Raw genomic sequence first — 26350 nt, forward strand, 5'->3', positions numbered from 1 at the left:
TAGTCACAATGGCAGCGGTTTGCCTGCAGTCAATAAGTACAGCATTCTGCGAAGTGTCTCCCTCTCCTTCAGTAAGTCAATGAATGCCTGCCTTTCCAAGCCAAGCAAATAATCTTCCTCCACTTCTGTCTGAATAGGCACATCGCCTCCAGTCAGGACATAAGCAAGTTTAGCTGCAATAATTTCCCCATGCTTTGTGATAGCGCCTTTACTAGCAAAATCCTGCACCTTCTTTTGCAAAAGGTGGAAGCCTTCCTTGCCGGCCACTGGTATTTTCTTAACAACAGGTGGTTCATAACCTGTCTCAAACAGTTTGATTACTGTTTGCTTAGCTTCCTCCATAACATTAAGACTGTTAAAAGTAATACTATCTTCGCTGCTTAAAAAGCCAATTGTTTTCCCTTCCTCTGCTGAAGTGGATACATTGCTAGTCAATATTGCTTCAAAAGCCTTCGCTGCAGCTGTGATTAAATGACTGTGATCGATACCATCTTGTTCATCCAGCAAGTTCAAGTACAGCTCCTTTGTGCCTCCTCCGCCTGGAATCAGCCCTGCGCTTATTTCAACAAGACCGATATATGTTTCAATCGATGCATGAATTTTGGCAGCAGCAAGACAGATTTCCGCACCGCCCCCTAATGTTTTGCGATGGCTCGCTGCAACAACTGGCTTCTTACAGTATTTGATACGCTTTAGAGCTTCCTGAAACTCTTTCACCACAATTTCTAATTCTAAATAATCCTGATTTTGCCCTTCAAGCAGCATCATAGCCAAATTTGCTCCTGCACTGAAGTTCTTTCCGCTGCTTCCAATTACAAGACCTTTTATGCTGTCTGTGCTCTCTGCAATCGTTACAGCCTTATTTAGCATCTTTATCATATCCATACCGATAATATTATTTTGACTGTGCATTTCCAATAGCAGGACACCATCGTCCATATTAACTATGCTTGCTGCTTTATTACCTGCTATCACTTTTCCGCTTTGCCTTTTATGCTCTAGCCGATATTGATCGTTTGTCAGCGGTATTGGTTCATATTTGCCATTATGGTAGTAGGAGCGCTTCCCATCGACACTCTTATAAAAGCTTGTAAACCCATTTTTGATCATGTCTTCTATCCATTCTGGCAGCTTTTGGTTCTCACCCTTAAGTTTTTCGAGGGATTCCGTTAAGCCAATCTCATCCCATGTTTCAAAAGGACCTTGTTTGAAATTGAAGCCTGTTTTAATTGCTAAATCAATTTGAAAAATGTTTTCCGCAATCTCCAGTGCATGCTCACCAGAATAAAGCAGATACGGCATAACAGTTTTCCATAAAAAAACGCCTGTTGGGCTGCTGTCATAAATAAGCTCTTTCAGCTTTTCGCGGCTTTTGCTTCGTCTTGGGATTTGTTCCTCTACATATTGCATTGTATGATAATCAAGCACGAGCATTTTTTCTTTTGTTTTTTTATAAAAGCCTTGCTTTGTTTTCCTACCAAGCATCTTGTGATTAAGCATCTCCAGCAAGAAGACAGGAACCTTATACTGCTCTTTTTCCATCGTGTCTTCTGTCCTGTTCCGCACATTTTTAACAGTATGGAAAAAAGTATCTAATCCGACCATATCGAGTGTTTGGAAAGTGGCGCTTTTTGTCCTGCCAATAAATGGCCCTGTCAGCCTATCCACTTCACTTATGGTCAAATCCATTTGAACCATAGCATCTAATGTTGTAAGAAAGGCATGTGCCCCAATGCGGTTTGCAATAAAATTAGGTGTGTCCTTTGCTTCAACAACTACTCTTCCTAAGACAGTTTCAGCAAATGTTTTCATATAGGAAATTACTTCAGAGGAGGTTTTATTTGTTGGAATAAATTCAAGCAGCAATATATACCGGGGCGGGTTGAAAAAATGGGTTCCTAAAAAATGTGTTTGGAAATCCTCTGATAAGCCTTCTTTCATCTCAGTAATCGAAATTCCTGATGTATTACTGCTAATGATTGCTCCCTGTCTTCTCACTGCATCTACTTTGCAGAAAAGGGATTTCTTAGCATTTATGTCTTCTGTGATTGCCTCAATAATCCAATCAGCCTCTTTCAGGGCTTCGAAATCATCTTCCATATTGCCAATTTCTAAAAGCTGCTCGTTAGATGCCGAAGTAAGCATGCTCGGTTTGCTTAAACGGATCCGTTCAAGCGCTTGTGCAGCTAAACGGTTGCGAACCTTCTTGTCAGCAAGAGACAAATCAGCCGTTTTTTCTTCATCCAACAGGCTATCCGGGACCTTATCAAGGAGCAATGTAGAGATCCCGACATTAGCCAAATGCGCAGCAATAGCCGACCCCATGATTCCGGAGCCAATGACAGCCGCTTTCTTTATACTGTACATTCATTTTTCCTCCTTTTATTTATATTCATATGCAAATTTAGTAAATCCCTTCCTATCTACAATAAAAAACAATGATAAACTTCACAATAACCATATGCGGAAATTAGCTTACAGGAAAAAAGTTTAACCTTTAATTCTGTTCAAATAGGCCATCCTAAGGATATTAGCAAGGAGGTGACAATTATGGCTAAGATGAAAAAAAACCCTTCTAAAGGCGGAGTTAGTGCAGCTAGTGTAAAGGGAGATGCTGGCCCAACAGTAGAAAATGACGGCGGCGGCAAAAGGAACAGTCAAAACAATCAGTATAAAAAATAACAACTAGCTTTCATTCTTTATATAAACTTTTACAAGATATTGGAGGTTTTATCATGCAACAGCAATCAATGAGCAGCATGAGCCAAAATCAAGGGGTTATGATGGAGCCGCCGGAAATGGTGACAGTTAAAGATTCCTTGTACTTGGCAGATATGCTTTCCTGGAATCTCCTTGCGATGAAAAAGGCCCATTTCTTTGCTCAAAATATCCAGGATCAAAACATTAAGTTACAGGCAGAAAAATGCGGGCAAATGCATCAACAGCATTATGAGAAAATCTTAGCTCATTTAAATGAATCTAACCAAAGCAGTCTACAAGGACTGCAACAGCAGTGAACGGAGGTAGAGCATGAATCAGCAAAAAGTCCAAAATCCAGAAACACAAGTAGCCAAAACTCCACAAATGAATGACAGGGATTTCATCAATGATTTGCTGGCAACCGAAAAATACATGACTGCATCCTATTCTACAGCGCTTAATGAGGCAAGCAATGAGAAACTGTACGATGATTTGCTCAGCATTTTCACTGAAACGCAAAACATGCAGAGAGAGCTGTATGATCTCATGTTTCGTGAAGGCTGGTATAAGCTGGAATCAGCCGATCAGCAAAAATTGCAGCAAGCTTATCAGCAGTTTAAAGGATATGAGTCACAATTTCCTTATGGCAGCAGTTTGCAATAATAAAAAAATGCTAGTAGGCACAGGACTAGGAATAGTTGTCCTCCTACTAGCATCATATGATTTAATTTTTATTTTGCTTTTGATTATCATTTAAATTTTTTATTTCACTAATGATATCGACCACCTGCTGTTTCGCCTCAGGAAATTGACCATTCCAATGCTTCACTAAACTCGGCATTGATTTCGCCATCTGGTTGTAAAGCATCCAAATTTCCACTTCTTTCTTTAAGTGGTCATTTCCCTCTCCCAAAAGCAGCTCGGTATATTTTGACAGTAATGAATCAAATTTCTCGAGAAATTCCTTATCCACTATTATTGCTCCCTCCCCATTTTTTGATTTGACATTATGTTCATTATATTTTATTATAAATTTAAATCAATTGATAATGATTATCAATCTTGATTAAACCGCACTAGCAGCTCACTATTATTTTTCCCCCTCATAAAAAAATAATAGAACCTGAGTCTGTACTAGAAAAAAAGATGTCCTAAGATTAGCAAGCTCCCATGGATCAGGAGCGCTGCTTATCAAAGGACATCTTTTTTTAATGACGTTATTCATCACTTGAAAACATATATTTTTTATAATGGTATCGAATGGAGAAAATTAGCCCGATTGCTAGCATATTTCCAAGCAAAGAACTTCCTCCGTAGCTGATGAACGGCAAAGGAATACCTGTGATTGGCAAAACACCAACAGTCATCCCGATATTTTGGAACACGTGGAATGTCACCATGCTGATAACCCCAACACATATGCATGTATAAAAGGAATTTTTTGTTTCAAGTGCAACCTTCGTAATATGGTAAATGAGCAGGAAAAACAAGCTGATGATAATGCTTGCGCCAATAAAGCCAAATTCTTCTCCGACTACACTAAAGATAAAATCAGTGTGGTTTTCGGGAAGTACTACTTCATTTGTACCTATTCCCTTTCCTGTTGTTTGACCTGATCCGATCGCAAGCAAGGATTGGGTTAAATGATAACCTGTTGAACTTTGGTAGTTATAAGGATCAATCCAAGAGTATATCCGTCCAAACTGATACTCCTTCACTCCTAAGTATTTCTCCAGCCACTCAGGATGCCATATAACCATATATAAAATCGATGTAGCAAGCGTTACTCCGCCAATAAAAATGGGAGCTATTATCTTCCATGTGATGCCTGAAATGAAAATCATCCCAACCATAATAGCAATAAGTACAAGAGACGTACCTAAATCCGGCTGCTGCATGACGAGCAGCAATGGAGCAAACGTAATACCACCTATTTTCAACAGCAATAAGAAATCCGTCTGCATAGTTTTTACCAGATGCTTTTCCTGATGGTCTACAATAACTTTCGATAAAATCAGGATTAAAAATACTTTAACAAACTCTGATGGCTGCAAGGAAAAGCCCGGAAGCGTGAACCAGCTTTTTGCCCCGTTTATTTCACGAGCAATACTGCTTGGCGCAACAATCAGCAGCAATAATAAGACAATTCCAATGCCATACAAATACCAGGATAGTTTCTTAAGCTGATCAGAATCCAGCTGCATAATCCCAGCGATAATTCCAGTTCCAATAACATAAAAGACAACCTGTTTAATTACAAAACTTGAATCGGCACTGTATATGGCAATAAGACTTGCCAAGCTTAACAACATTAATATAAGTACAAGTGTAAAATCTATTTTTGAAGTATTTCTGTTTGGGGTCATATTTCATTACTCCTCGAATATGTGAAACTTTAAGGTTTTAAAATGTCAAAAAAACAAGATAAGCTCATTAATAGTTTATACAATTCTTCATTATATTTGTAATTGCAGCAAATAACAACTTTCGACAAGCATTTAATCAAAATTTAATGTTTGTTACCCCAAAAAATCTTTCCAATAAAAAAAGAAGCTTATAAAAAGCTTCTTACAGAGGCTGTTGGCAAACACCTTTAAAGTAGTAGATATCTCGCTTATGAGCTACAGAAATCACTCGCTGCTTGTGTGAGACCCAGTCTCACTAATTGAAGTAGAAGTTACCCCAATTAAACTAACTGCTCCTTTTCACCAACAAATAAAGAGAGTTACTTACGATATATTTGCGTCACTTCCACTAATTCATCTGCAATTTTTGCAAGTGATTGAGTGGACACTGTAATTTCTTCAATTGCAGCCAGCTGTTCTTGTGATGATGCGGATACATTCATGGAGTTTTGGCTGTTTTCTTTGGCAATGCTAGTAACTTGATCGACAGAACCTGCGACTTCGACAATGCTGGCATTGATGTTTTTCGCTGCATCAAGGATATTTTCCATCTGTGCGCTCATATTCTCCATGCTGCTTGAAATCATATTGAATTTTTCCTTCGTGTTGTTGGTAATATTGATTCCGTCTTTAACTTCATCTGTCACTCTTCTCATTGTTTTCACAGATGTGAGAGTATCTTTTTGAATTTCATTAACTAATACAGCAATTTGTTTAGCTGACTGATTTGATTGTTCTGCAAGCTTTCTGACCTCTTCTGCAACAACGGCAAAGCCTTTTCCAGCTTCTCCTGCTCTTGCTGCCTCAATAGCAGCATTAAGAGCAAGCAAATTTGTCTGATCAGCAATTTCTGTGATGACCTTCAAGAATTGGCCAATTTCTTGGGAACGTTCCTGCAGAAGTTCAATGGTTGTGTTCGACTCTTTCACTGAATTTTGTATTAAACTCATTTGCTGAACGGTGCTATCCACAACGGCTTGTCCTTCTTTAGCCCCCTGCACTGTTTCATTAGTAGATGTAACCATCGCTTCTGTGTTTTTTGCGATATCTCTTATTTCATTGTTAACAACAGCGACAGCGTCTGCTACACTCTCCATTCCCCTTGTCTGTTCCTCTGATCCAACTGCAACACTTTGAATCGCTGCAGAAATTTGTTCCGATACATGGCTTGTTTCAACTGCATTAGCAGTCAATATTTCTGCAGAGGAATTAACCATGTCTGCTGTTTCATTTACCTTATCAACCATTGCCTTAATAGAGTCCTTCATTAAGACAAATTCATCTGTGAGCTGGCCGATTTCATCGTTAGATTTTTTTTGCAGAGTATTATCAAGATGTCCTTGGCGTATTTCCTTAGTCGCAGCAAGCAAACTTTTAATAGGCTTAATAATAATTCTCCGCGTAAAGAAAGAAGCAATTAACGTAGTGAATACTAAGTTAATAATTGTATTAATAATCATGCCTAATTCTGGCGCAAAGATTCCTGCCTCTCTAAGCATTTCATTTAATTGTATGGAAATAGGCGTGCTTATTATTGTAGCCAACACTATAATGAAAGCTATTTTTGTTCGTAAACTATGAAACAAATTTTTCTTTTTCATATACAACCGCCCTAACTATTTGTTTTTATAGGATATTATACCTAATTATTTTAGGTAAATATAGCACGAAATTAGTATAACAGTCATCCTTTTTGCTTTTCCTTTGAAATAATTCAAAACTTTTATACTATAACCTATAAAAAAAGGACCATTATGTGCATGCACATAATGGTCAAAAGTGAGAGGAGGTTATGGGGTTACGGTATAAAGAAAAGCGCTGTATTTCTTTCGGAAAAGATGATACAAGCTATTCTTTATACTTATTAGATATGCTTTTTCTGACGAAAAGTGAGGGCTTATCCCCTTTTCAGCTGAAAAAGGGCAAGCATCTTACCTTTTCCTTTATAAGGTTTGTCCTGTCTCCGCTTCTAAACATACAAGTCAAGCCATATATTATACAGATTGTATTTACTTAGGGAGCTGTATGTAAGGAGGTTACTCTTTGGAAAAACTAAAAAGACTCACTAGTGTTCAATATTGCATGCTTTGGACATTTATCAGCACGCTGATCTTCTATGCTGCAACAGATATCTCCGTGTACACGGTCGCTGCACTAATTGCAGGAATTGTACTTTCCTTCATCAACCTGCTGGAAGATGAGGTCATCCATCAAAAAATACGTGGAGATTAATTTTTTTTTAATTTCATGTATAAAAACAAAAAAAAGGGACCACAATGTTATTACAAAGTGTAATTCCCCCTTTTGTTAAAGAGGTATTAGGCCATCATCCCCCCTAAGGATTTTTTAGCCGAATACCTCTTTTTTTTATTGCAGCAACTGCAGAAATTTTTTCGTCCTTGCTTCCTTAGGAGCAGAGAAAAACTCCTCTGGAGTTCCTTTTTCCACAATATAACCGCCGTCCATAAACAGGACTTCGTCTGCTGCTTCTCTGGCAAATTTCATTTCATGTGTGACGACAATCATCGTCATCCCTTCTTTGGCAAGATCCTTCATTACCTTTAAAACCTCACCGACAAGCTCTGGGTCAAGTGCTGATGTTGGCTCGTCAAAGAGCATTACTTCCGGCTCCATTGCCAGCGCTCTTGCGATGCCTACACGCTGCTGCTGTCCTCCAGACAGCTGAAATGGATAAAAATCAAGCTTATCAGCCAAGCCAACTTTTGCAAGAAGCAGTTCCGCTTTCTTCCTTGCTTTTTCTTTGTCTTCTTTTTTGACGATAACAGGTCCTTCCATCACATTTTGCAATGCAGTCTTATGCGGGAATAAGTTATAGCCTTGAAAGACCATGCCTGTTAATTTTCGAAACTCTGTCACTTCTCTTTTGGAAACCTTTTGAGAAAAATCGATGCTTTTATTACTGATGCCAATCGTTCCTCCTGAAGGTGTTTCAAGCAAATTTAAACAGCGAAGCATTGTCGTTTTCCCTGAACCTGATGGTCCGATTACAACAATTACTTTCCCTTTATCAACATCCAAGTTGATATCCTTCAAAACTTCCAGCTCTCCAAAGCTTTTGGACAAACCTTTAATGTTAATCATATGGCATCCTCCTTTCTGCGCAAAAGTGCGTGCCTATTTAAGTAAATGCCTGCTGAATCGATCTTCCAGCCTTTGCTGAACGATGGATAATGGGAAACATATCAACCAATAAAGCAGAGCTACTTCTGAATACAATAATAAAAACTCGTAGTTGGTGCTTGCAATCTCCTGTGCTTTCCGGAACATTTCTGTCACTAGAATTAGGGCAGCAAGCGATGTATCCTTCACCAAGCTGATGAAAGTATTAGATAACGGCGGCAGTGATACTCGTGCTGCTTGTGGAAGGATAACTCTTTTTAAATTTTGTGTATATGTCATCCCAATCGAGTAGCCTGCTTCCCATTGCCCTTTAGGAATGCTGGAAATGGAGGCACGGACAATTTCTGACGCATAAGCCCCGACATTCAAAGAAAAGCCGATAATTGCTGCCGGCACCGGATCGATTGTAAGGTGTTCAGTACTTATATTTGGAAGTCCGTAAAAAATGATAAACAGCTGTACTAATAATGGCGTCCCTCTAATGATGGAAACATATATACGTGCAATAATTTGAAAAATCTTTATGCTTGATAACCGTGCTAACGCGGTTACTACTGCGAGTATAAGACCGATGATGAATGACACAATGGCTAAAGGCAACGAATACAAAAAGGCCCCCTTCAGCAAAGGCAGAAGGGAACTTGTTGCTATATCCGTATATCGTTGGAGCTGCTCCGGATCTGTGAAGATATTATTTAAGAACATCTTCCCCGAACCATTTCTCAGATATTTTTGTGTATGTGCCATCATCGATCATATCTTGAAGTGCTTTATTGACTTCATCTACTAAAGAATCGCTGCCTTTTCTGAACATTAAGCCACTTTGTGCAACATCATCTGCTGTATCAGCAATCACGATATCTACATCAGGCTTTTGTTTTTTGTAATCTAAGAAGGATAGCTTATCATTAACTGTTGCATCAACACGGTTAGAGTTTAGCAATTCAACCGCTTGGTTAAAGCCATCAATACCGACAAGTTCAGCACCGTATGACTCTGCTGTTTTCGCATAGTTGCTTGTTAAGGACTGAGCTGATTTCTTCCCTTTAAGATCCTCAAAACTCTTAATGTCTGAATCAGACTTTGTAACTAAAACAGCAGTTGAAGAAATATATGGATCAGAGAATAGGTATTTTTCTTTTCTCTCATCATTAATCCCAACTTGGTTTGCAATCATATCAAAGCGTTTTGCATCAAGACCTGCAAAGATTGCATCCCATTGTGTTTCTTTAAATTCTACGTCGACACCAAGACGCTTGCCCACTTCTTTGGCAATCTCCACGTCAAATCCAGTTAAGTCGCCTGTTTTTTCATCATGAAAAGTAAACGGAGCATATGTACCTTCTGTACCAACGACAAGCTTTCCATCACTTTTCACTTTTTCAAGAAGATCCTCACTGCTGCTGTCAGCATTTGAATCTTCTTTTTCTGCATTGCTGCCACATGCAGCCAATGCTATAGTTAAACTTAGTAATAAGCATAGCAGTAAACTAAATTTCTTCATGCAAAAATCCTCCTAATTCCGATATGTCTTGTCAGACAAAAGCTATCATATTATATCGTGAAGTTATTTGTCAAAACATATTTACTTTCAACTATATTTTCACCAAAAGTCTGCTTGTTAACCGCATTTTTATAAAAGAGAGCAAAAAAATAACCATCATTTGATGGCTAGGAAATATGAATAAGTGCAAAAGAAAAATGAAAATAACTTAAAAGGAAGAGATAGGCTGCAAATGAAAATAATGTTGCAGTTTCCCTTCATATATATGCTCCATTTTATAATCATCAAGCAAGTCATACGGCGTTACTAATGATGGGTGCTTATTCCAATACAAAGCTCCGCTTTCATGAAGAACGGAAGCAACAAACTGTGAGCAAAAATACGCGTTTTTACGCGGAAAAGGAATGTTTAACATAATAAAGAATAAACCGAGCAAATTGTAGCGGTAACAATGCTTTTCTTTTTCAATCTGCTGAATAATCTCCTTCATCTTATCAAGCTGCTCTTTTGTGACGCGAATGCTGTAAATCGCGCAACACGCATTTCTAAAGAAGTCATCCCTTATATCTTCTCTGACAAATCCGCCTATAAACGGATTATTCGGCTTCTTTCGTCCAAAGCTGTAAACCTCAATCAACTGGGAGTCAAAAGAAATAGAGGCATGGTTATGCGGTTTTTTTGTAAAAAGCTTAATGCACCGTGTAAACAAGGTGCCAGTATCACTTAGTATTAAATAAACAATATGCTCATCCATTCTTTACCTCCACCAAAAAACCGTTTTATTGTATAACGACTAACATATGCAAAAAGTTTCCATTTATTGAAAAAATGGTTCATTTATATCAATAGGCATATATCCATTAAATGAAGCATTTTCCTATCTTTATCATATATACTAACAGCTTTTTGGTGAACAATCTTTAGTATTATCTTTGCTCGGACTAAAGTCTTAGAGTGGGATTAACACAAAAAAAGAGCGGACAGTTCTCCGCTCTTTTTCTTGCTGACATTAAGCAGTCGCTTCTGAAAATTGACTGTAATACAAATCTGCATAAAAACCTTTATGCTGAAGTAATTCTTCATGATTGCCCTGTTCAATCACTTGCCCGTGTTTCATGACAAGGATGATGTCTGCATCCTTAATTGTTGAAAGCCTGTGTGCAATGACGAAGCTGGTTCGATTTTTCATCAGCTCTGCCATTGCCTCTTGAATTTGTGCTTCCGTTCGAGTGTCAACACTGCTCGTTGCCTCATCTAGAATCAGCAGGCTTGGGTTTGCCAGCAGTGCCCTTGCAATTGTAAGCAGCTGCTTTTGTCCCCCGGAAATATTCGAACCATCTTCATTAATGACTGTGTCATAGCCTTCAGGCAATGTGCGGATGAAATGCTCGGCATTTGCAAGCATTGCAGCTCTTGTTATTTCCTCATCTGTCGCACCTTGCTTACCATACGCTATATTGTCGCGAATCGTCCCTTTAAACAGCCATGTGTCTTGCAAAACCATGCCAAACATACTTCGTAAAGCTCCTCGATCCATTGTTGAGATATCAACACCATCAATCTTAATAACCCCGCTGTCAATATCATAAAATCTCATCAGCAAGTTAATCAATGTAGTTTTTCCAGCACCTGTCGGACCAACAATTGCCACTTTCTGACCCGGTTTAATTTGAATCGTTAAATCTTTAATAAGCTCCTCATCTTCTTTATAGCTGAAGTAAACTGCATCGAAGTCTACTGCGCCCTGCGGCTGCTCTATATCCTTCACTCTGCTGGTATCTTTCGGCTCCTCTTCTTCATCGAGCAGCTCAAACACCCTCTCAGCAGAAGCAATCGTCGATTGAATGATATTTGAAATATTAGAAAGCTGCTGAATCGGCTGTGAAAATTGTCTTGCATATTGAATAAATGCTTGCACGTCCCCGACAGTAATTCTGCCTGCCGAAACAAAAATCGCCCCGATAACAACAACAAATACATAGCCTAAATTATTGATGAATTGCATCAATGGCATAATAAGCCCAGAAATAAACTGAGATCTCCAGCTGGATTCATACAGCCTGTCATTAATGCTGTCGAATTCCTCCATCGCTTTTTCCTCATGGCCGAATGCCTTAACAATCTGATGCCCGGTAAACATCTCCTCGATATGCCCATTTAACGCACCGAGTGTTGCTTGCTGGCTCCGAAATTGCACTTGTGAGCGCTTAGCGATTTTTACTGTCGCTAGTATGCTTAAGGGAATAGTTAAAAAGCATACAATGGCAAGAACAGGACTAATCGTAAGCATCATAATAATAACACCGACAAATGTAATGACAGATGTAATCAATTGAGTGACACTTTGCTGCAGCGTATTATTAATATTATCAATATCATTAATGGCTCGGCTCAATGTTTCACCATGTGGTGTTCTGTCAAAATATTTAAGCGGAAGTCTTTCCAGCTTTTCGTGCACCTCTTGGCGAAGCTGGAAGATTGTCTTTTGCGAAATATTAACCATAATGATCTGCTGTATATACATAAACAACGCACTTATAATATATAAAAGAATAAGCCAGACAAGGACCTGTCCGATTGCAGCAAAATCTATTTCTGCCCCTGGCACACCGTTCATTTTATTCATCAGCCCATTAAAAAGCGTATCAATTGCTTCAGCTAATATTTTCGGGCTGAAAATGGAAAAAACAGTGCTTAGGATCGCAGCGGCAATCACAAATAAAAGCTGGATTTTATAGGTACCAAGATAACGAGCAAGCCGTTTTAGCGTCCCTTTTGCATCCTTAGCTTTTTGAACAGGCATTCTTGGGCCACCATGTCCTCTTGAGGGAATAGGTGAAGGATGCTTGCTTTGATTATTATGTCCACTCATACTGTCTCCTCCACTACACCTTGTGACTTCACGATTTCTTGATACACACTGCAGCTTGCCAGTAATTGCTCATGTGTGCCAATCCCTGCAATCTTTCCTTCGTCTAAGACGATAATAGTATCTGCATCTTTAATGGTGCTGACCCTTTGTGCAACGATTACAACATTTGCATCCGTAATTTCCTTATTCAACGCTTTTCTTAAATTAGCATCTGTTCGATAATCAAGGGCGGAAAAGCTGTCATCAAACAAGTAAATGCGCGGCTTTCTTACAAGTGCTCTCGCAATGGACAGACGCTGCTTTTGTCCGCCTGAAAGATTTGCGCCTCCTTGTGAAAGTTCTGAATAGATGCCCTTCTCCAGCTCATCGACAAACTCCTTCGATTGGGAAATCTCCAAAGCTTTCCGTATTTCTGCCTCTGTAGCATCTTCCTTTCCAAATCGGATATTATCGGCAATTGTCCCTGTAAAAAGGACAGCTTTTTGCGGCACATAACCGATTAGCTGGCGCAGATCGCCTTGAGCATACTCCTTTATATTCATTCCATCTACAAGTATTTCACCTTTATTCACATCGTAAAATCTTGCTATTAAATGAAGGATTGTGGATTTCCCTGAGCCTGTCCCGCCAATAATGGCAGTTGTCGTTCCAGGTCTCATTTGAAACGAAAGATGCTCAAGCACTGGCTTTTCTGCCAAGGGATAAGAGAAACTCACATTCCGAAATTCTACATCTCCTCTGCGTAGCATTTGACTGTTTGTTTCGTTATCCTTCATTACTGGCGAAATTTCAAGTACCTCATTGATACGCTCTGCAGAAGCAGAAGCACGAGGCATCATTACAAATATCATGCTGACCATCATAAGAGAAAACATAATTTGCATTCCATATTGGACAAACGCCATGATGTCACCGACCTGCATATTTCCTTGGTCTACCTGAATAGAACCGAACCAAATAATAGCAACTGTAGATAAATTAAGAACAATCATCATAATCGGCATGGTAATCGCCATAATTTTATTGACCTTTAAAGCAGTAGTGGTCAAATCTTCGTTAGCATGACGAAAACGTTTCTGTTCAAACTCCTCTTTATTAAAGGAGCGAATTACACGAACACCAGTCAAATTTTCTCGAAGCACACCATTAAGGTTATCAAGCTTGTTTTGCATCACCTTAAATAATGGGATGCCCTTTTTTATAACAAGATAGATAGTAAGTGCGAGTACCGGGATGGCCACTAGGAATATCAAGGACAGCTTCGCATTTTTTGATATTGCCATTACAATCCCGCCGATACACATCATTGGCGCTAACACAACCATTCTTAATATCATCATTGTTACTTGCTGCACTTGACTTACGTCGTTTGTTGTTCTGTTGATTAGCGAGGAAATTCCTACTTGATTTGCTTCCTCTATTCCGAAGCTCTCTACCTTATAAAACATCTTTCTTCTTAAGTCCTTTGCAAAAGATGATCCAACTTTAGAGGAGTAATAGCTTGAAAAACAAGCACATACCGTGCCAAAGGCAGCGACTGCAATCATCAATCCGCCTAGTTGCAGCATTAGAGGGCGGTTGTCCTTTACAATTCCATTATCGACTATATCAGCCATAATTGTCGGCAAAAACAGTTCTGCCAGTACTCTGAACAGTGTTAATAACAGTACGATCGCAACCCCTATCTTATACGGTTTTAATCCTAGCAGCAGCTTCTTCATCCATTTCCCTCCAATCTTCCTTCATTGTTGCTATAATCTCTCGACAGCTTCACTGTATACCTCATTTAGCAACTCAATAAACTTATTATTAACTGCTATATCTCTTGCTCTTTTCATACATTTACTTTGTACTATCATTTCCTTTATCTTTTAAAGAAAACCTTTCAACCTGTCTGTTCCTATTTATAAACAAAGCGACAATTCTTCCTTTCATTAGGCAGGCTAACTAATTATAAGGAAAGGGTATTTTTGATGTCAATTAATATAGAAGAACAGCAATCTTGCACAAAAAAACCCGCTTTGCCGGCGGGTTTTTGTCTTACACTTTAAATTTATTAACAATCACAAGCAGCTCTTCTGCCATTTTTGTCAAAGCTTTAGCAGAGGAATTAATTTCTTCCATGCTGGCAAGCTGCTCTTCTGAAGCGGCTGCCACCTCTTGGGCACCTGCTGCATTGCCAAGTGCAATTGTGGCAATATCATTGGCTGAGGAGGAAACCTCTTGTAGGCCTGCAGACATTTGCTGTGCAGCCCCAGATACGTCTTCCATTTCCGGACCCATTTCTTTTGTGCTTTGTATAATTTGGGCAAACTTGTCAGATGTAGCTTCTGAGATGGATAATCCTGCTTCAGCATTTTTTGATACTTCTCCCATGATGACAACCGATTGATCTGTATCTTTTTGAATGTCAGCAATAAGGGCAGAGATAAGCTTAGCAGACTCCTGCGATTGTTCTGCAAGCTTGCGAACTTCATTGGCAACAACGGAGAAACCTTTGCCGTGCTCTCCGGCTCTTGCTGATTCAATGGCCGCATTTAAAGCCAGTAAATTAGTTTGATCAGCAATGGAGCCAATAACTTGAATGATTTTGCCGATTTCCTTGGAGCGGATATTTAATTCCTCAATCACTTTATTTGATTGCTTAATAGACTGGTGAATAAACTGCATTTGTTTCAAGTTTTTCTCAACAAATGCTCCGCCTTCTTCAGCCAAATGATGTGCATCCTTGGAAAGAGCTGCGACAGCAGTTGATTTATCTGCAATCTTCATTACATCTTGAAGAACTTCCTCTAACGAAGTAGAGTTTTGCCCAATACTTGTCGTAATGTTCTCTGCATCATGAGCAATTTGCTGCACAGATGTAGTCACCTGATTAGAAGCAGCTGTCGTTTGACCAGCACTTGCCACCAATTGTTCAGAAGAGGCAGTCACCTGCTCCATCGAATGATTCAGACTTGTAACAACATCTCGCAAGTGACTCTGCATGCTTGTAAAGCCTTTGGCAAGCAAACCAATTTCGTCCTTTGCTTTAATCGAAATATCTTCTGTTAAATCACCGGCGGAAATTCGTTCTGCACTTTTAGCCAACAGCTTCAATGGCATAATAATAGAGCGGATAATATAGAAAATAAGTGCGCCGCCAATTATAATTGCCGCAATCAGCACAATCGTTGTTGTTGAAAAAATAGTCGAAGACGCCTTTCCTATCTCCGATTGATCCATAACGCCAGCAATCTTCCAGCCTGTTTTTTCATCAGACTCATAAATTGCTAACCTCTCCTGCTGTTCGTCAGTAAAGGCTACTTCGCCTTCCTTCTCTTTATACATTTCCTGAATCCACTGTGAATTATCCTTTGCACCAGTTTTTGAATTAGGATGATAAATATAGTTTCCTTGTGCATCCAGGAGCAGCATATATCCTTGTTCACCGATTTTCGAGCCTCTGATCATATCCTTTAAAGAACTGATCTTTAAATCGATTGCAATGGCACCTTTCTTGTCATACGTGACCTTAGAGAACGTAACAATCGAATTCCCTGTTCGCTCATCCTCCCTCGGCTGGAGCATCACAACATTCCCGTCTGAATTAACAGCTTCCTTATACCAGGTTTGATCGAGAAAATCTATTCCATCTGGCACTTCCTGATTTGCATTTATGTATACTTCTCCATCTTCCCTAACATAGTAAACATTAAGAACATCTTGGTTCTGTCCTAAGTATTGGGTGAATATTCTTCTTATTTCATTTCTGTCTCCGTCGAGCATTGAATCATCAATTGCATTCGCCATAAAGGTTGCATCCTGCTCTTTCTTAGTTGTTATAGATGCAATTTCATTATGAATAAACTTGACACTTTCATGTGAGGAAACAATTAGATTTTGTTCAATTTTATCTTTTGCTATTACATAGGAAACAATGGAAATAATTAAGCTGGGAACTAGGAGAATAGTGAGAAAGGAGAATATAAGCTTTTTTCGTATAGATACGAACTTAGTCTTTGTCTTTCTATTTTTCCCCAGTCTTGCAAACACAGTATTAATTCCTTTTTTCCAGTTTCGTATGCTAGCTGTTACTTTAGTGCCACCTTCTTTCTTTTTGAAAAATTTAGACTTTTTGCTTTTCATGAATACTACTCCTTTTGGGCTATTTATGAAAATATTCATATAAATCAAATTACCTATTCATTATAGCAAAAAACTAAATTTTTCTGAATAAATTATTTATAAAAAATATTCTTTTTAGTCGTTTATTGTCACTTTATGTTGTATTTCTCCTTTTCGTAAGTAGCTTTTAATATTTCCTAGCACCATATCTCCTATTCTCGCTGAACATTCCTCTGTAGCCCCGCCTATATGACTAGAACAGATAACATTATCAAGCTCAACTAATTCAAGCACAGGCGGTTCCTTGCTAAAAACATCTAATGCAGCTCCTTTTATCTTGTTAGCTTTTAAACAGGCGATAAGCGCCTTTTCATCGATTAAATCTCCTCTAGCAATATTGATTAAATAAGCAGAGCTTTTCATTAAGGAAAGTCTCGTTTCATTTATTAAATGATAAGTTGATTTTTTTAGACTAGTGCTGATTACTACATAATCAGATGTGGCTAGCAGTTCTTCCAGACTGACAAATTGCACGCCAAGCCTTTGTGCTTCTTTTTCATCTTGGTAATTTGCAAATGCGACTATATCCATATCGAAACCTGTTGCCCGCTTGGCAACTTTTTTGCCAATTTCTCCAAATCCAATGATTCCAAGCCGCTTTCCTTCAATTTCATTGCCCATATGCAGCAGCCATTTGCCGTTTTTAACTATTTCATTTGATTTTGTTAAATTTCTTGAAACAGACAGCATCAAACCTATTGCAAGGTCTGCAACAGAAGATGCATTTTGGCCGGGAGTATTTGTAACCATAATGTCTCGTTCTGATGCAGCAGCCAAGTCAATATTATCAACACCAGTCCCAAACTTGGAAATATATTTGAGATTTGGAGCATTTGCTATCGTGTCTCGATCAATCCGCTCTACCCCAGTCACAATAATTTCTGCATCATGCAGGTAATCTGTTATACTTTCCTTTTTTGTTGTAATACTTGTTACCGAAACACCAAGCTTGCCTAATTCCTCCTCGAGCTTTCGCTTCTCTTTCGTAAAACCCTCACTTAAAGACAGTAAAATATTTGTCATGATTCTTCCCCCCATTAAATAACTGCTCACATAATAGTTGTATTATACAAAATCTTCTAACTAATTTCACATTCAATGGAATAATTTCTAACATAAAAAACCAGCTCTTTATTAGAAGAGCTGGTTTTTATGAGGATTAGTAAAAAATTTTTCGGCAATATTGCTGTAGCCTCCAATGTTAGGCAATGCTCCTGGTTCCTTGGCAATTAATGCACCCATTATGTTCCCATTGCAGGCATAATCAGCAGCCTTTTGAATGTTGGCAGGAAAACCATCTGTATAAATACTGTATAACACTGCCCCCATAAAGGCATCTCCTGCCCCTGTCGTATCAACTGCCTGTACTGCTTTGCTCTTAACATGCTGCACTTGCCCTTGAAAAACAGCATATGACCCGGCTTTTCCTGCTGTCACAAATAAAAGGGGAATATTCATTTCTTTTACTCTACTCAATGCCGCATCAAGACTTTCTTCCTCTAGTAAGAAAAGAAGCTCTTCCTCTGAAAACTTAACAATGTCAGCAATCGGCAGTAAAGACAGAATAGTGCTTCGGCAATGCTCTTCGCTCTCCCATCTTTTCAAGCGGATATTGGCATCAAAGCTAATGTAAGCACCATGGTTTTTTGCTGTCATAATTGCTTTTACTGTTGCCTCCTTTGCCGCTTCATGAAATAAGGTTCCCGAGCCAAAATAGAACAGCAATTTATTCAAGAAGGCTTCCTCTTTAATATCATCAACTGACAGGACATCATCAGGTGTCTTATTTTCATAGGAGTGGAAATGCCTGTCCCCATTTTGATCTAAATGAATGTAGACACTTGGAAGCAGCTTTCCGTTCGACAGCACACTATAATCAAGCTTAATATTTTCCTTAGCCAATTGTTCCTGTACAAACTGGCTATCTTGTTCATTTCCGAGCTTTGTCACATAAAAGCTTGGAATACCGAATCTGCTTAAATGGACTGCCAGGTTCACAGAAGCTCCTCCAAGCCGCTTTTCATAATTGTCATTGTTCTCATTAATAGACAAATAATCTATAAAAGCATCACCGATAGCAATTGCCCCTTGATGTACTATTCTCATCTTCTTATTCCTCTCTATCTGTTCATATTCTCCTATTTTATTGTAAAAACCAAATAATGTGAAACCCTTTTGGTTTTTTTCCCGTTAATATATTGGTGGACTTAGTTTAGTTCCTATGGCTTATGGAAAAGAGGGTAGATGCCTATAGAAATGGGAGTTTTTCTTTTCAAATAAATTTGTTATGATAGATAGGAGATGCGCATAAAATCAATAGATTATTAATTACATATAAAGCATTAGGAGTGGATAGTTTGGACGTTTTATGGGAAATAGTTGTCGCCATCATCTTAGGGATTGTGGAAGGACTAACAGAATTTGCACCTGTTTCCTCAACAGGTCATATGATCATCGTGGATGATTTGCTGCTTAAATCTGGAGAATTGTTTAACCCTCAGGTTGCCAATACTTTCAAGGTGGTTATTCAATTAGGGTCTATTTTAGCTGTTGTCATTCTTTTCTGGGGTCGTTTTATGAATTTACTTGGCCTGAAAAAAGATATTAACGGCAAAAAAATCGAAGGACCTAAATTAAGTCTTGTACAAATTATTATCGGTTTACTGCCTGCTGCAGTTCTTGGCTTCCTTTTTGAAGACTATATCGATTCGAAGCTCTTTGGCATTCGCACAGTCGTTTACGCATTGATTGCTGGAGCTGTTTTAATGATTATTGCTGATTATGTACAAAAAAAGAAAAAAATCACAGCAGAAACTGTCGATCAAATCACTAATAAACAGGCATTCTTCATCGGCTTGTTCCAGTGTATCGCTTTATGGCCTGGTTTTTCCCGCTCTGGATCTACTATATCAGGGGGAGTGCTGATGGGCTTAAGCCACCGCGCTGCAGCAGACTTCACCTTCATCATGGCAGTTCCAATCATGGCAGGAGCAAGCCTTTTATCACTATTGAAGAACTGGGAATACATAACTGGAGATGTTCTGCCGTTTTTCATCGCAGGCTTTATCAGCGCATTTATATTCGCATTGATTTCCATTAGATTCTTCTTAAAATTAATAAACAGAGTTAAATTGGTGCCATTTGCCATTTACCGCATCCTTATAGCGGTTATCATCATTCTTGTATTCTTCTAAAAGAGAAAGCTTTTAAGCTTTCTTTTTTTTCATATGAAAACCAATCAGTATAAAAGAACTAATTTCCTTCATTTTATGGAATACTGGCAGGAAAATACTTTTTATTTCTCCCTTATTTTGTTAACATGCAAAAAGTAAGTTCAAATCCAAGGAGCCTGCCAAAAATGCCAAACATTTCGAAGGAAACGGAAGACATCAAGGAATTGCTGCGAATGATAGACCATTTAAGGGATGAGTTGGTCCAAATTGCTTCAAGCGAAGGCTTTTCAAGTCCAAATACAATCAGGACAAGCCAGCTGCTTGATTCCTATCTAGTTAAGTACCAACGAATGTGCAAAAAAAAGAAAGATTAACTACAAAAAAACAAGTGCAATAAATGCACCTGTCCTTATATTAAATCCTATTTTTATCCTTAACCTCTAAAATATCCAATAAGAAAATAAAAATTGGGATACCTACAATCAGTCCCCATACCCCAAAGAAATGCTCTGAAAAAATCAGGACAATAAAGGTAAAAAATACAGGTAAGTCAGTTTTTGAGGACATAAGCTTCGGATTAAGTATATATGCTTCAATTGCATGCACTACCATTACAATAATAATGACTGTTACTACCTTCGCAATACCGCCTATCGAAAACGCAATGATACATAATGGAATCAACGAAATAATGACGCCCGCAACAGGAATAAGCCCTAATATGAAGATCATCATGGCAATGCCAAACAGCTGCGGGAAACCTAGAAAGTATAAGGAAATCGTCGTCAAGCCACAGTTTACTAAAGCAATAATGAATTGTGCCTCAATTACCTTGCCAAAGGTTCCAGCAAATTTACTCCCAAAATAACTCAATTCACGATAAATCGGAGCAATCTTGCTTTCATTGAACTTATGAGAAAACTGCTTGAGCCGGTCTTTCTCCAATAAGTAAAACAAGCTTAAAATAATAGCCAAAAACAGCTGCAGACCAAGTTTACCGATATTCGTAAAATAACCGAGAACGAAGGAAAAGCCCTGCTCTAAATAATTAAGGACCTGATAACGGCTAATTGTCTCTATCATGTAGTTGATAACCGGATTATCATTCGGTCTCATGTAAAAACGGATTATATTGCGCACCAATTGTTTAATTTCTTCAATAAAGACTGGCAAATAGGCGGAAATTCCGTACACTAGCGCACCTATGACAATGATATATAATGCGATGGCAATAATGCTCCGCTTTATAGGAAGTCTTTTGGAAAATAACTCGACAAATCGATCCATCAAAAAAGCAAAGATGAACGTAAATAATATTAAGTTAATCATACTGCTCACTGCATAGAGGATGACAGCAAACAAAACAAGAATAAAGAATCTCTTTATATCCTTGTTAGCAAAGATATTTTTGTACTCACCCATAAAAAGACTCCTGACACCAATAAAATAAGCGATTCAAGTTAATCACTTCAAACATGAAATTTCTTCCAGCGTTATCCAAAAATTTTTTAACTTTAAAAACTTTCCTATATCTTATTATCAATTTAGTTGCACAAAATAACAAGTGTAATTTATTAAGGATGGGAGGAAATTCGAATCATTCATCAGGACAACCCCCTTTCAACACTTGTCCTTTTCTCCTACTGTTTGGTAAATAGTGGTTGTTTTTTCACAAAGCTGTCAAACTCAGCATTTTCAAGCAATAATGTTTATATTTTTTTGAAAATTTCTTCTTTACAGTTTATTAAAATCCTAGTAAACTGGACAAAAGTTTCAACTATAGATATTTTTCGATCTATTTCGACATCAGGAGGTTCTTATGAACATTTTTCGTAAAAAAGCTGTTTCCACTAGCTCAGCTACTTCGTTAAATCGTGTACTTGGCGCATTTGACTTAACCATGCTAGGTGTCGGCGCAATTGTTGGAACAGGGATATTTGTTCTGACAGGTGTAGCAGCAGCAAAGTATGCCGGACCTGCACTTATACTTTCATTTATTATCGCTGGGCTTGCATGTACATTCGCAGCTTTGTGCTACTCTGAGTTTGCATCGATGATACCAGAATCAGGCAGTGCATACACATATAGTTATGTAGCTTTTGGAGAGGTTATTGCATGGATACTCGGCTGGGACTTAGTGCTAGAATACGGACTCGCATCGGCTGCGGTTGCAAGCGGATGGTCCGGATATTTCCAAGGCTTGCTTGCAGGATTTGGCATCCATTTGCCGACCTTCATGACAAGTGCTTATAATCCTGCAGCAGGCACGTATATTGATATCCCTGCCATAGTAATCGTATTTATTATTACACTCGTATTAACGAGAGGGATTAAAGAATCATCGAAGCTGAACATCGTGATGGTTGTCATCAAGATTGCTGTTGTTCTATTATTTATCGCAGTTGGGGTTTGGTACGTAAAACCAGATAACTGGGCACCGTTTATGCCATTCGGTTTCCAAGGTGTCGCCACAGGTGCAGCAGTTGTTGTGTTTGCATACTTCGGTTTTGACGCAGTTTCCACAGCAGCTGAAGAAGTAAAGAATCCGCAGCGGAACTTGCCGATCGGAATCATATCTGCATTAGCTATCTGTACAGTTCTATATATTATTGTATCCCTTATTTTGACTGGAATTGTGCCTTTCGCACAGCTTGACGTTAAAGATCCAGTAGCATTCGCATTGGCTTTTATAAATCAAAACTGGGCTGCCGGTCTCATTTCACTAGGTGCCATCATTGGTATTACAACCGTTTTAATGGTAATGATGTTTGGGCAAACTCGTTTGTTCTATGCAATCAGCAAAGACGGTCTATTACCGAAACCTTTGCAAAAAGTCAGCCCAAAGAGCCAAGTGCCAATTGTCAGCACATGGGTCACTTCTGCTTTAGTTGCTATTTTCGCAGGGCTTGTCCCACTTAACCAGCTAGCAGAGCTTACAAATATCGGTACATTATTCGCATTTTCAGCAGTTTCACTAGGAGTCATCGTATTGAGAGTCAAACAGCCTGATTTAAATAGAGGCTTTAGAACACCGTTTGTTCCGCTTATCCCAGGCTTGGCCATTGTTTTCTGTGTATACCTTATGCTTCAGCTAAGCTCATTTACATGGAAAGGATTTGCTGTATGGCTGACAATCGGACTAGTTATCTATATCGGATACGGCTACAGAAACAGCAAGCTTAACGCAAATAAAGCATCATCCTAATAAAAAAAACGGGAATCAGATGATTCCCGTTTTTTTTTACTCATTATTTGGCCGTTTAAATGGCCACCAGTTTGCTTCACCGAAATTCTTGACCATAACAGGGATAAATAGCGGCAGGATAATCAATGCATACAGGAACAAGCCAACTAATACAATGCTTGCTATTTGCAGCAGTGACAGCATGCCAGATGGCATCATCGCTGCAAACGTCCCACCTAAAATGACTGCTGCTGAGATAATGACAGTCCCCATTTTCTTCATTGCTTCAAGCATTGCTTCTCCAATCGATAAATCTCTGTATTCATTGAAGCGATCCATTAAGAAGATACTATAGTCCACTCCAAGTGCGACAAGAATAACAAATCCGAAGAACGGAACAGCCCAGCTTATTCCCGTGTATCCTAACAGATTGACGTAAATCGCTTCATTGATTCCCATCGCTGTATAGAATGTCAAAATAAGTGAACCGATAATATATGCCGGCATGATGATGGAACGGAATAAGAAAATGAGGACGATTCCAATTCCTACAAGCATCCACAGCACCGTTTTCGAGTAATCCTGATTAGACATTGTGCGCAAATCCGCATTGGTGCTGGTAATTCCCCCAACTGCCACTTCTGCATTTTCTAATTTCGTTCCCGTAGTTGCTCTTTCCACCGTATCCTTTATATCGTCAATTTGGTTGATTGCTTCATTAGAATAAGGGTTCGCTGAAAAGACTACATCCATTGTCATAATTTTATTATTTTTAGATAAGTAAGCATCTAAAGCCCCTTGGAAGTCATCACTTTCTAGCACCTCCTCAGGCAAATAAAATTGATTTTGGTCATTTTTGGATAAACCAGATAAATAATCTGTTGCTGAGTTCAAGCCGTCTGACACTTGATCAAGCCCGTCAGCACTTTGATTCAAGCCCTCAGTCAAATCGCCAAGCTGTCCGTTAATGTCACCAAATCCATCAAGCAGCTGCTTCTGTCCGTCATTAATGCTTGTTAACCCGCCTGTCAGCTTCGGCATATTGTCGACGATTTGGCCTTGCCCGTCAGCTAATTGGTTTAAGCCGGCTTGTTGTTGTTCGATGGCTGCGATGAGCTGTTCTAGTCCTGTACTTACAGCAGCTTGATTTTCTAAAATTTCGCCATATGTGTTGTTGGCTTCACTGACACCTGCTTGAAGTTTAACTAAGCCTGCGTTTATGTTCATAATACCACTATATAAATTAGGTAAGTTATTTTGTGCGCCCTGCACTGCCTCTTTTATACCTTTATAAGCAAGGTCACTGCTAATACCATTGTATCTTTGTTCAAGACCGGTAAAGTAATCAGGCTCAATCTTAGCAAAACCGTCATTAAGTTCTTTTAAACCATCTTCAGTCTTCTTGTAATTAGTAAGAAGTGTAGACAAGTTTGATTCTGTTTGTTCATAGCCAGCCAGCAATTGCTGATGATACTTAAGAAGATCTTCAGCACCTGACTTCGCTGTCTCCAGTCCTGCTTTAATCTCATCAGACCCAGCAGAACCTTGACGGATACCGTCTTCTATTTTAGCTAAGTTCGTCTGTATTGTACCTAAATTTGTTTTAACTTCATCAGTACCTTTAATCAAGTCATTAATGCCACTTGTTGCGTCATTTAACTGAGGTCCTGATTTGGACAGCTGATCTCCTGCTTCATGCAAGCCTTCGCTGATTTGATCAATGCCGTCCTTACCTTCGCCCAGACCTTCTTCTAATGTTTCAGCCTGCTTAGAAATATAGAGATCCTCAATTGGTTCTCCTGTTGGCCTTGTGACGGAACGGACATCTTTAACAAGGTCTACTTTCTCTAATTCCTTGCTGATGTTTTCTGCCAAGCCTAGATATTCAATAGAATCCATTTCTTCATCATTTTTAATGGTAATGGTTGTTGTCATCGATTCACCTGGACCAAAGCTGTCAGCAATTGCGTTGAAAGCTTTGATAGACGGTGCATCGTCGCCGATTTCATCCAATGAGTTAAAGGAAAGTGTTCCATCATATGTAACAAGGAATGGAACAGTGATTGCAGCAACAATGGCAAGTGCAATAATAGGGCGCTTGATGGAGAAGCGGCCGGCAATCTCCCAGATTTTACTGTCACCATGCTCTGCACTGCCTTTTGAAGGCCAAAAGATCTTCTTCCCGAGCAGCACCATAATGGCAGGTACGACTGTAAATAACGCTACTAATAATAATGCTACACCAACAGCAACTGCTGATGCTGATTGATACAGCTTAAACTGAGAGAAACCGATAGCAGCAAACCCGATCATAACTGCTATTCCGCTGAACAGCACTGTTCTTCCTGCATTTCGATATGTCTCAACAATAGCTTCTGCAATACTTTCGCTATGCATCATCTCTTCCTTAAATCTGCTTAATAAAAGAATGCAGTAATCTGTACCGATACCAAATAGAACGGCAACAAGGAAGATTTGTGTGTAATTAGAGATAGGGAAATCGAATTTATCAACAAGGATAGATACGATTGACTGGGAAGCCAAATAGCTCAATCCGACTGTTATAAGCGGTATGAACGGCGCTATAACCGAACGGAATACTATTAAAAGTACAGCAAGTATAAATACGACCGTTATACCTTCTGTCTTTTTTAAGCCTTCTTCTGAGCTTGTTGTTAAGTCTTGGTCAATCATCCAATTACTTGTATAATAATGATCTACTTTAAACTCTTCTAATTCGTCATATAATGCCTTACTGACTTCTTCTGCTTCTCTGTCATTCCAGCTGACCTTTAGTGATACAAGAATGGTTTTGCCATCGTCAGAGACAAGCTGGTCTTTAAGACTTTCATCTGTGAAAGAGGAGAGAATTTCTGTGATGCCAAGCTTTTCCTTGTCTGCTTCTAGCTTTTTAACAGCCTTCTCAGTTTCTGCCTTTTCCTCTGCAGTCAATTTCTTGCTGCTATGAAAAACAAGTGCAACTGACGACTGATCACCTTGGTTCTCTTGGCTTTGAATCTCATCCATGATTTCTGTTGCTTTTGCAGAGGAAAAAGTATCTGGCACACTTACCTGCCCTTTCTCTCTGACAAGATCCCCCATATTCGGAGCAATCATAAACAGCCCGACAATAGCTGCTATCCACAGAACAAGAACAATCCATTTTCCTTTGAGAATGCTATTCACTCTTTGACCTCCGTCTTC

General features: G+C 38.9%; 22 protein-coding genes. 7 read left to right on the forward strand and 15 right to left on the reverse strand.

The genetic code is table 11. The features are described 5' to 3' along the window. Window positions 1-3: 3 nt before the first annotated feature. The gene (locus M3600_RS03010; protein ID WP_237941852.1) at window positions 4-2367 is read right to left on the reverse strand and encodes a 3-hydroxyacyl-CoA dehydrogenase/enoyl-CoA hydratase family protein; all 2364 of its coding nucleotides are present in this window, start codon (window positions 2365-2367) and stop codon (window positions 4-6) included. 183 nt (window positions 2368-2550) lie between these two features. On the opposite strand from M3600_RS03010, the gene M3600_RS03015 reads away from it, so the two are divergent. From M3600_RS03015 to M3600_RS03025, 3 genes are read left to right on the forward strand one after another with little or no spacing between them, the layout of a single operon-like run. Continuing rightward, the gene (locus M3600_RS03015) at window positions 2551-2682 is read left to right on the forward strand and encodes a YuzL family protein (protein WP_233316513.1); all 132 of its coding nucleotides are present in this window, start codon (window positions 2551-2553) and stop codon (window positions 2680-2682) included. Window positions 2683-2735: 53 nt separating this feature from the next. Then, entirely contained in the window at window positions 2736-3017 is a 282-nt protein-coding gene (locus tag M3600_RS03020; protein WP_233316514.1) for a hypothetical protein, read from the forward strand. Between the two features lie 13 nt (window positions 3018-3030). Next, window positions 3031-3363, forward strand: coding sequence for a spore coat protein (locus tag M3600_RS03025; RefSeq protein ID WP_237941854.1), 333 nt, complete (start codon window positions 3031-3033; stop codon window positions 3361-3363). A gap of 61 nt (window positions 3364-3424) precedes the next feature. Here the strand turns inward: M3600_RS03025 and M3600_RS03030 are convergent, their stop codons facing one another. The 3 genes from M3600_RS03030 to M3600_RS03040 all read right to left on the reverse strand — a co-directional run bounded on the left by M3600_RS03030 (window position 3425) and on the right by M3600_RS03040 (window position 6706). After that, a complete protein-coding gene (locus M3600_RS03030) occupies window positions 3425-3673 on the reverse strand; it encodes a DUF2573 family protein (protein WP_233316516.1) in 249 nt (82 codons plus the stop codon). 244 nt (window positions 3674-3917) lie between these two features. Next, window positions 3918-5066 (reverse strand): FtsW/RodA/SpoVE family cell cycle protein, encoded by a 1149-nt coding sequence (locus M3600_RS03035; RefSeq protein ID WP_251644709.1) that lies wholly within the window; start codon window positions 5064-5066, stop codon window positions 3918-3920. Window positions 5067-5425: 359 nt separating this feature from the next. After that, window positions 5426-6706, reverse strand: coding sequence for a methyl-accepting chemotaxis protein (locus M3600_RS03040; RefSeq protein ID WP_233316518.1), 1281 nt, complete (start codon window positions 6704-6706; stop codon window positions 5426-5428). Between the two features lie 442 nt (window positions 6707-7148). Here M3600_RS03040 and M3600_RS03045 point away from each other — a divergent pair, with 442 nt between their 5' ends. Continuing rightward, window positions 7149-7337, forward strand: coding sequence for a hypothetical protein (locus M3600_RS03045; protein ID WP_233316519.1), 189 nt, complete (start codon window positions 7149-7151; stop codon window positions 7335-7337). A 135-nt stretch (window positions 7338-7472) separates the two neighbouring features. Here the strand turns inward: M3600_RS03045 and M3600_RS03050 are convergent, their stop codons facing one another. The 9 genes from M3600_RS03050 to M3600_RS03090 form a co-directional block, all read right to left on the reverse strand. Further along, window positions 7473-8207: an amino acid ABC transporter ATP-binding protein gene (locus tag M3600_RS03050; RefSeq protein WP_233316520.1), complete on the reverse strand. Its 735-nt coding sequence runs from the start codon at window positions 8205-8207 to the stop codon at window positions 7473-7475. A 33-nt stretch (window positions 8208-8240) separates the two neighbouring features. Next, window positions 8241-8951, reverse strand: coding sequence for an amino acid ABC transporter permease (locus M3600_RS03055; protein ID WP_233316521.1), 711 nt, complete (start codon window positions 8949-8951; stop codon window positions 8241-8243). Then, window positions 8938-9750 (reverse strand): amino acid ABC transporter substrate-binding protein, encoded by an 813-nt coding sequence (locus M3600_RS03060; RefSeq protein WP_233316522.1) that lies wholly within the window; start codon window positions 9748-9750, stop codon window positions 8938-8940. The genes M3600_RS03055 and M3600_RS03060 overlap by 14 nt, the downstream gene beginning before the upstream one ends. Window positions 9751-9958: 208 nt before the next feature. Further along, entirely contained in the window at window positions 9959-10504 is a 546-nt protein-coding gene (locus M3600_RS03065; protein WP_233316523.1) for a hypothetical protein, read from the reverse strand. Window positions 10505-10759: 255 nt separating this feature from the next. Continuing rightward, entirely contained in the window at window positions 10760-12622 is a 1863-nt protein-coding gene (locus M3600_RS03070) for an ABC transporter ATP-binding protein (RefSeq protein ID WP_285854675.1), read from the reverse strand. Then, window positions 12619-14343, reverse strand: coding sequence for an ABC transporter ATP-binding protein (locus M3600_RS03075; protein ID WP_237941856.1), 1725 nt, complete (start codon window positions 14341-14343; stop codon window positions 12619-12621). Before M3600_RS03075 ends, M3600_RS03070 begins: the two co-directional genes overlap by 4 nt. Window positions 14344-14662: 319 nt before the next feature. Further along, complete coding sequence (locus tag M3600_RS03080; protein WP_251644710.1) at window positions 14663-16750, reverse strand: methyl-accepting chemotaxis protein; 2088 nt, start codon at window positions 16748-16750, stop codon at window positions 14663-14665. Window positions 16751-16864: 114 nt separating this feature from the next. After that, window positions 16865-17812 carry a phosphoglycerate dehydrogenase gene (locus M3600_RS03085; protein ID WP_251644711.1) on the reverse strand — a complete coding sequence of 316 codons (948 nt, stop codon included), beginning with the start codon at window positions 17810-17812 and terminating at the stop codon, window positions 16865-16867. Between the two features lie 111 nt (window positions 17813-17923). After that, entirely contained in the window at window positions 17924-18895 is a 972-nt protein-coding gene (locus M3600_RS03090) for a carbohydrate kinase family protein (RefSeq protein ID WP_251644712.1), read from the reverse strand. 251 nt (window positions 18896-19146) lie between these two features. Here M3600_RS03090 and M3600_RS03095 point away from each other — a divergent pair, with 251 nt between their 5' ends. Together M3600_RS03095 and M3600_RS03100 are read left to right on the forward strand one after the other, a co-directional pair. After that, window positions 19147-19983 (forward strand): undecaprenyl-diphosphate phosphatase, encoded by an 837-nt coding sequence (locus M3600_RS03095; RefSeq protein ID WP_251644713.1) that lies wholly within the window; start codon window positions 19147-19149, stop codon window positions 19981-19983. A 164-nt stretch (window positions 19984-20147) separates the two neighbouring features. Beyond that, on the forward strand, window positions 20148-20336 hold the full coding sequence (locus M3600_RS03100; protein WP_233316529.1) for an aspartyl-phosphate phosphatase Spo0E family protein: 189 nt from the start codon (window positions 20148-20150) through the stop codon (window positions 20334-20336). A gap of 40 nt (window positions 20337-20376) precedes the next feature. On the opposite strand, the gene M3600_RS03105 is transcribed toward M3600_RS03100, so the two are convergent. Continuing rightward, on the reverse strand, window positions 20377-21384 hold the full coding sequence (locus M3600_RS03105; protein WP_233316530.1) for an AI-2E family transporter: 1008 nt from the start codon (window positions 21382-21384) through the stop codon (window positions 20377-20379). A gap of 397 nt (window positions 21385-21781) precedes the next feature. Between M3600_RS03105 and bcaP the strand changes: the two genes are divergently transcribed. Further along, entirely contained in the window at window positions 21782-23167 is a 1386-nt protein-coding gene (gene bcaP / locus M3600_RS03110; protein ID WP_251644714.1) for a branched-chain amino acid transporter BcaP, read from the forward strand. A gap of 36 nt (window positions 23168-23203) precedes the next feature. Here the strand turns inward: bcaP and M3600_RS03115 are convergent, their stop codons facing one another. Beyond that, complete coding sequence (locus M3600_RS03115; protein WP_251644715.1) at window positions 23204-26332, reverse strand: MMPL family transporter; 3129 nt, start codon at window positions 26330-26332, stop codon at window positions 23204-23206. Between the last annotated feature and the right edge of the window lie 18 nt (window positions 26333-26350).

The sequence above is a fragment of the Niallia sp. MER 6 genome (assembly GCF_023714395.1).
GTDB lineage: Bacteria > Bacillota > Bacilli > Bacillales > Cytobacillaceae > Niallia.